This is a genomic window from Pseudomonas sp. GW821-FHT07G06 (assembly GCF_058986625.1).
This window is the reverse complement of record NZ_JBYSVW010000008.1, coordinates 310,232-318,025: the sequence shown is the minus strand read 5'-3', so window position 1 is coordinate 318,025 and position 7,794 is coordinate 310,232. Positions and strand designations below refer to the sequence as shown.

Annotated in this window: 2 protein-coding genes; one reads left to right on the top strand and one right to left on the bottom strand. The window is 56.8% G+C overall.

Annotation, left to right across the window (positions count from 1 at the left end; all coding sequences use genetic code 11):
• Nucleotides 1–272 precede the first annotated feature (272 nt).
• Nucleotides 273–1,796, top strand: a complete 1,524-nt coding sequence (locus AC3WJW_RS16095; RefSeq protein WP_007993671.1) for a fumarate hydratase — start codon at nt 273–275, stop codon at nt 1,794–1,796.
• A 99-nt stretch (nt 1,797–1,895) separates the two neighbouring features.
• Here AC3WJW_RS16095 and AC3WJW_RS16090 read toward each other — a convergent pair whose 3' ends face one another.
• On the bottom strand, nt 1,896–7,535 hold the full coding sequence (locus tag AC3WJW_RS16090) for an Ig-like domain-containing protein (RefSeq protein WP_493726667.1): 5,640 nt from the start codon (nt 7,533–7,535) through the stop codon (nt 1,896–1,898).
• Nucleotides 7,536–7,794 lie beyond the last annotated feature (259 nt).

Genomic DNA, 7,794 nt, shown 5'->3' with positions numbered 1-7,794 from the left:
CCCCCCCCCCCCCCCCCCCCCCCCCCCCCCCCCCCCCCCCCCCCCCCCCCCCCCCCCCCCCCCCCCCCCCCCCACCGGGACCGGGTGCGACAATGCGACCAAGGTTTGACCACCGGCGGGTGTTTACGGAACCGAGGCGCGGTATACTGCCGCGCCTTTTTAGCGTCGCGCCAGCATGCCCGGCGTGCCTTGAAAGGTGCTTGCAACCGACCGATGCACCCAAGCTGCAAGCACCTTATTGAATGTTCCCGTCTTTTAGAGGAGCGCGACTCATGACCGTGATCAAGCAAGACGACCTGATTCAGAGCGTTGCCGACGCCCTGCAGTTCATTTCCTACTACCACCCCGTGGATTTCATCCAGGCGATGCACGAAGCCTACCTGCGCGAAGAATCGCCAGCGGCCCGTGACTCGATGGCGCAGATCCTGATCAACTCGCGCATGTGCGCCACCGGCCACCGCCCGATCTGCCAGGACACCGGCATCGTCACCGTGTTTGTCCGTGTCGGCATGGACGTGCGCTGGGATGGCGCCACCATGGGCCTGGACGACATGATCAACGAAGGCGTGCGTCGCGCCTATAACCTGCCGGAAAACGTCCTGCGTGCTTCGATCCTCGCCGACCCGGCGGGCGCTCGCAAGAACACCAAGGACAACACGCCTGCCGTTATCCACTACTCCATCGTTCCGGGTAACACCGTGGAAGTGGACGTGGCGGCCAAGGGCGGCGGTTCCGAGAACAAGTCGAAGATGGCCATGCTCAACCCGTCCGACTCGATCGTCGACTGGGTGCTCAAGACCGTCCCGGAAATGGGCGCCGGCTGGTGCCCACCGGGCATGCTCGGCATCGGCATCGGCGGTACCGCCGAAAAAGCCGCCGTCATGGCCAAGGAAGTGTTGATGGAATCCATCGACATTCACGAGCTGAAAGCTCGCGGTCCGCAGAACCGCATCGAAGAAATGCGCCTGGAGCTGTTCGAGAAGGTCAACCAGCTGGGCATCGGCGCCCAGGGCCTCGGTGGCCTGACCACCGTGCTCGACGTGAAGATCATGGACTACCCGACCCACGCCGCCTCGCTGCCGGTGTGCATGATCCCGAACTGCGCCGCCACCCGTCACGCGCACTTCGTGCTCGACGGTTCCGGCCCGGCTTCGCTGGAAGCGCCACCGCTGGACGCCTACCCGGAAATCGTCTGGGAAGCCGGCCCGTCGGCCCGTCGCGTCAACCTCGACACCCTGACCCCGGAAGACGTGCAGAGCTGGAAGCCGGGCGAAACCGTCCTGCTCAATGGCAAGATGCTCACCGGTCGCGACGCCGCGCACAAGCGCATGGTCGAGATGCTGAACAAGGGTGAAACCCTGCCGGTGGACCTCAAGGGTCGCTTCATCTACTACGTCGGCCCGGTCGATCCGGTCGGTGACGAAGTGGTTGGCCCGGCAGGTCCTACCACCGCCACGCGGATGGACAAGTTCACCCGCCAGATCCTCGAGCAGACCGGCTTGCTGGGCATGATCGGCAAATCCGAGCGCGGCCCGACCGCGATCGAAGCGATCAAGGACAGCAAGGCCGTGTACCTGATGGCCGTCGGCGGCGCCGCTTACCTGGTCGCCCAGGCGATCAAGAAGTCCAAAGTGCTGGCGTTTGCCGAACTGGGCATGGAAGCGATCTACGAGTTCGAGGTCAAGGACATGCCGGTGACCGTAGCGGTCGACAGCAAGGGCGAGTCCGTGCACATCACAGGTCCTGCCATCTGGCAGAAAAAGATCAGTGAAAGCCTGGCGGTGGAAGTGCAGTAAGCATTAAACCGTGAGTAAAAAAGAGCCGCGCTGTTTGTATGACAGCGCGGCTTTTTTTCACATTCAACCCCTGCACTCAACGACGCTGGGGTAAACCAATCAAGGACCTGGCCAAGGCTGTTGACCCAAATCTACATACGGGCTGATAAGGGTAAGGGTGGCAGATTCACCCTCATCATAATCGATATGGATCCAGCCATTTTCCTCTGTGAGCCTCACTGCAGGCTCTCGCCCGGTAACCGTGACCAGTACTGGACTTCTACCTGCTACCTGCCCCGTGAACATGGACACTGCTCGTACACCGTATCTGTAATAACCTCCCATCTCCTGCGGCCCGAAGGTTTCAGATACCTTGATAGCGTTATGAGCCAGGCTCATCATCAGTGGCATTGACTTGAAGTTCAAATCATCCACGTTCAACTGCACGGCAAAACTCCCGTCCTTGATACTGTTGACGCAATCAAACTCCCAGCGCACGAAATTGGTTTCACCAATAAGTTGAGGAATAGCGGGATCCGGGGTCACGATTATTCCTAGATCGGCAGCGGTGTCGCCCATCCACTGCAGCGTCACCTCTTTGCCAATTAATTGACTGCCACTTAAGGCATTTATTGTCAACTCATGCTTCAGTCCATGGCATGGATAAGCAGCCCTACTGAATATTGTCCGGTAGGAATCGAAATCCATATACACATCTTCGGCCAGATCATTGGCAAGCAGCCGCCCTGGCAAATGCCAGTCCGGAAGCCTGGAACTCGTTAATTTCAAGCCAAACAAGCCGTTTCCACCCGAAGCGCAAGCAATGGACCACCGCGCTATACCAGCCGTTATCGTTTGTGGTGCCCCCAAAGGAGGATCAAATTCCATGCCCTGTTGCACAGCGTCCGCCAGGTCTTCCAAGGTGACGATGGAACCCACCTGGCTAGCGTCGTTGACCTTAAGCTCCAACTCGTGGGATGTGCCACGCAATAAAGCAAGTTCTACACCGACCGGATTAATCTTCCTGCCATTCAGATAAAGTCCAAACGGCCGCTCCCAGCTGTTCTCCTCCAACGCTGTCACCTCGAACATCTGAAGGGTCATTACCCCTTCGTTTTCGCCGGTTACATCCGCCTGGACCCGATGTTCACCAGGCGTGTCGGGCGTATAACGATAGTGAGCCCAGCCTTCGGAGTCGGTAAGCGTTGTCGCCCGAACGCCCGCATCCTCCAAGTCGCTCCACTCAACCGCAATCCCCTCTACCCCCTCCCAGGTTTGCGAAGTCACCACTTGAACCCTCAACAACACGCTCTCGTTATTGCCCACCACCGGTTGTGCGAGCACAGGACCGGTGGCACCGATCAGGAGCCTGGCGTCGACCACCTCGAAAGCCCTTGGATCAGACCAATCAGAGCTGTCGGTTTCGTCCACTTGGCGCACTCGAATACGATAGGAGCCCATTTCCCAGGGTGAGGTGACCTGCCATCGCCAGCTGGTCCGCCCATCGATACTGACAATCGGATTTTCGAGATCGTCCGCATGATGAATATGGATCTTCCCTCGCGTTTCACCCTTGCCACGGATAACGAATTTGCGAGAGTTATGACTATTTTCGGTCGGTGCGTCGATTCCGGGTTTTTGCGGCACGGACTTGACGATAAACAAGTGAGGGTCGCTCCATGCCGACTCCGGGCCACCCCCTTGCTGTTTTACTTCAAGTTCAATCGCACCGGGATGCAGCGGTTTGTTGGGCGAGAAAACCAGTACACCCTCAGCATCGGCCAACGCCGAGTGCAGCACCTCGTCATCCTTCAGGCGCACGGTGATCAGTGCGTCAGGCAACCCACGGACCTGGATCACCGGACGCGTCGGGGTTCTCGTATCTTCCGGCGGCAGCTCGAATTGTGGCGCTTCGGGTTTTTCCTGCTCCACAACAATAAAAACGCATTCATCGCTGGGAACGGAGATGACCTCCTCTTCGGTTTGCGTCACCGTGACCTTGTTCTCACCGACCGGCCACGCCTGATCTGGAGTGAAGACCCGTTCTGCACCACTGCCGTCAAAAATGCCGGGAACCGGATTACCCGTGCCATCGATAAGCACCAACTTCGCCGATGCTGAGTAAACGCCAGTAATGGTCAGCGGCTGATGCCGTTCGACCGGCGAAAGCAGTGGTGTGATCGCCGGTTTGGGTGGCCTGATTTTGAATGAGAGAGGTACGGGATCCGAGTTCAGCTCGCCTGATGAAACAAAACCGTGAATCTCATGGGAACCCGGCCCCTGAGGCAGTGCCGACGTGGTCCAGGTGCCATCAATGTCTGGTAACGCCCTGGCCCACTCATGGCCCGTATCAGGCTCGCGTATCGACACCACCGCACCGGGTGCCGGGTATCCGTCGGTCCCGGTAAATGACGAATTCAAGTCAATGATCTGATCAAGTTGCGGGAAGGTGATAATGGGGGGCGGGGGATTTACTGCTTCCACCATAAAGGTGCAGGGATCGCTGGGCAATGAATCCACACCGTTATAGCTTGCCGTCGCCCTCACTGTCTTTTCGCCCAGACTCCATTCCCGATCAGGCGTAAACATCATCCTTTGAGTGTTCGCCTCTACCGAGAAGCGACCAGGGATCTCAATACCTGCACCGTCAAACATCCGCAGTGTGTAACTCGGGAAAACTTGAACAATCTCTAACGACTGTTTGGGCCCGACAGGAGGGATGGGAGGAAGTACTTCTGGCCTGGTCGGCCTGATGGTGACTTTTCTGTGCACAAAGTCAGAGTGCACGTCACCCGCCTCGGCACGCACACGGAGTTCGAACGTCATTGGAGCAATAGGTACGGGCCCTGTTACCCAGGTTCCATCCTCAGTTGAAATCGCATATTCAACCAATGCCTTATCATCATTTTCCCCGTACACCGCCACTATTGATCCTGGCCCCGCATAACCGTTGGTTCCAGTGAATGAAAAGTGGGGATCGACAAACTGATCCTGCTCCGGAAAAGTGATTACCGGCGCCATCAATTTCGATACGGTAAATGCACACCCCTCGCTCAACTCGGAGACAGTGCCGTTAACGGTCTGCTCAACCATGACCAAGTGATCCCCCGCTGCCCAGGGATCTCGCGGCGTAAACACACGGGTCGCGCCAGTGCCGGCGTAACTGCCATGCACCGGGTTCGATGGATGTTCGAACATCATCAGCGCTGCATCAGCATGCACCTCGCTAATGGACAGCTCCTGCATAGGGTCGGCCGGACCGGTGGGGGGATTGATCGCAGGGGCGTTCGGCCGTGCCTTGAAAGTGCACGGATCACTTGGATCAGATTCCACGTCATTGACGATTTGAACCGCTTTGACGGTGTTATCCCCAGGTGTCCAGCTCCGGTCTGGCGTAAAGGTGCAAGTATCCCCACTGCGAGTGAAATCGCCGGGTATCTGGTTGCTCGCCCCATCAAGCATCTTGAACCCTGTAGCGTTGTCATGAACGCCGACAATCGTCAGCGATTGCCTCGGCGCACCGATTTCGGGTGGTGGCAGAATCGTCAATTTGAGCGGCTGTGTACTGAAGATACACAAGTCACTTGCATCGGACTCCACACCACCCACGATTTGCACCGCCTTGACCCTGTTAGCCCCCAGCGCCCAGTTCTGAGCGGGTGTGAACGTGCGAGTCGTTCCGGAGGATGTGAAAGTACCCGTGACTGGCCGGTTTTCACCATCGAGCATCTTCAACGTCACAGAACCGGAGTGAACAGCGGTAACCGTCAAGACCTGCCTCGGCGCAGCCGGGTGTGGTGGTTGAGTGATCACCGGCTTGGCGGGCTTCAAGGTAAAGGTACGCAAATCGCTGGGATCCGATGCCACCTCCTTCACGGTTTGCACCACCTTGACCGTATTAGTCCCCAGCACCCATTCCTGAGCAGGTGTGAACGTGCGGGTTGATCCGGTGGTGCTGAAGGTGCCATTAATTTTGGTGCCCACATCACGGAACATTTCCAGGATGGCATCGCTGGGATAAACACCGGTGATGGTCAACACCTGCCGCAGTGCAATCGGCTGAGTGGGTTGAGTAATCGCCGGCTTGGATGGCTTGATGAAAAACTCACGCGCTTCGCTGAGGTCAGAAGTTTCCGCCCTCAAGGTTTGCCTGGCCTTCACGATCTTGCGACCGGCGTCCCAACTGCGAGTGTAAGACCAGTCAGTGACGGTTACGCGCGCATCGTCCAACTTGCTGTTGTCATGGTTCAGTATCTCGACCGTCGCGCCCGCGAGACAGCTGCCGCTCACCGTCAATGAACCCTCGGGGTGCAAGCTCCCTTGCAAGGGTAAAGAAACCCCCGGTTGGCTCGATTTGATGAAAAACTCTCGCTCAGCGCTGGGTTCAGAAGCTACACCGTTTACGGTTTGCCTGGCCTTGACGACCTTGCGGCCGGTGTCCCAGATGCGCGTGTACGACCAGGCTATGCCGTTTACGGTCGCATCAGCCAACTTGCTGTTGTCATGGTTCAGTATCTCGACCCTCGCGCCCGCGAGACAGCTACCTCTCACCGTCAGTGAGCCCGGTGGATGAGAACTCCCCGGCTCGGGTAAAGAAATCCCCGGTATGCCCGACCTGATGAGAAACTCTCGCTCAGCGCTGGGTGCGGAAGTGGAACCGCGCACTTTTTGCCTGGCCTTGACGACCTTGCGACCGGTGTCCCAGCTGCGAGTGTACGACCAGACAGTGCCGTTTACGTCCGCATCAGCCAGCTTGCTGTTGTCATAGTTCAGTATCTCGACCGTCGCGCCCTCGAGACAGCTGCCTCTAACCGTCAGTGAGCCCGGTGGATGAGAACTCCCCGGCTCGGGTGACGAAATCCCCGGTACTGGCAGGTTGACCGTGAATTCTGCGACAGCCAAATCAGATTTTTGCCCTGTAACCTTCCCGATCTGGCAGGCAGTAATGCGGTAAATTCCTCCCGACCAAGCTGTCGGGGCAGAAACCGACCAACTCCCGTCAGACTGAACGGTCGTGGATAAAACGCCCCCCTCGCCGCCAAAGATTTGAAGCGTAGCGTCTTTGAGCCCGCCGTTCCCTTTGAAAGTGGGTTTTCCATCAGCAGAAACAGTTACATCCCTGATCACAGGCCTGAACAGGACAGCAAAAGAGGCCGCACTCGCCCATGCCGACTCCCTACCGTTCAATTTCTGTATGGCGGTCAGTTTGAATGGATCGGCCATCCACAATGGCTGCGTTAGCACGGTCTTCCAGGAGCCATTCGACTGTACCGACGCCGTTCCGAACCGAACGGTACCGACACCGTCTTCATAAAGCTCGACCGTCGCACCTGACACACCGCCTGTTCCTTGTATTTCCGGCCTTGGCACCCACACGGTTCCGGGGTTGGTAATCACTGGCGTTGGTAGGCGATCATCTCCCATCGTCACGTCACGCCTATAAGCCCAATCGCTGTAAGGACCAGCCTGAAACTCAATCTTTATATAAAATTTCCGGCCTCGGGCGATAAGACCCCGGGGAGCATGCATCTCAATACGTGAATGAAAAGGTACGGGGAAAATATTGAATTGGGTTCTATGATATTTACTATTGTTTTCGTAGTGGATATCTATATTCCACTTATGGATAGTTGCGCCAACTGTATAACCATCGGCTGCTATTAGGAAACCTGGATTGACCGTAGTGTTCGCACGAGGGCTCACGATATCAGGAGCAGGCCAGAACAGCGGCAACACGGGATTATCTGTCTCATCTTTCATTAACTTGTACCCCTGATAAGCTTTTTACAGTTTTGATAATTCCACTTCTAACCCAACACTACGCCGCATGAAAACCTGTAAAAAATGACAGTTCCGATGAATGGACATTTTTAAGTACCCGAGCAACCTTCCGCATACCGAACTCGCAATGTTTCAGCCAAACAGCCAACAGAGGCTTTTTTGAGTTTTCTTTGCGATTAAAAACAAGGCAAGAAGGTTAAACCGTTCTAAACAAACCGCCTCAACCTGTCAGGTTTGA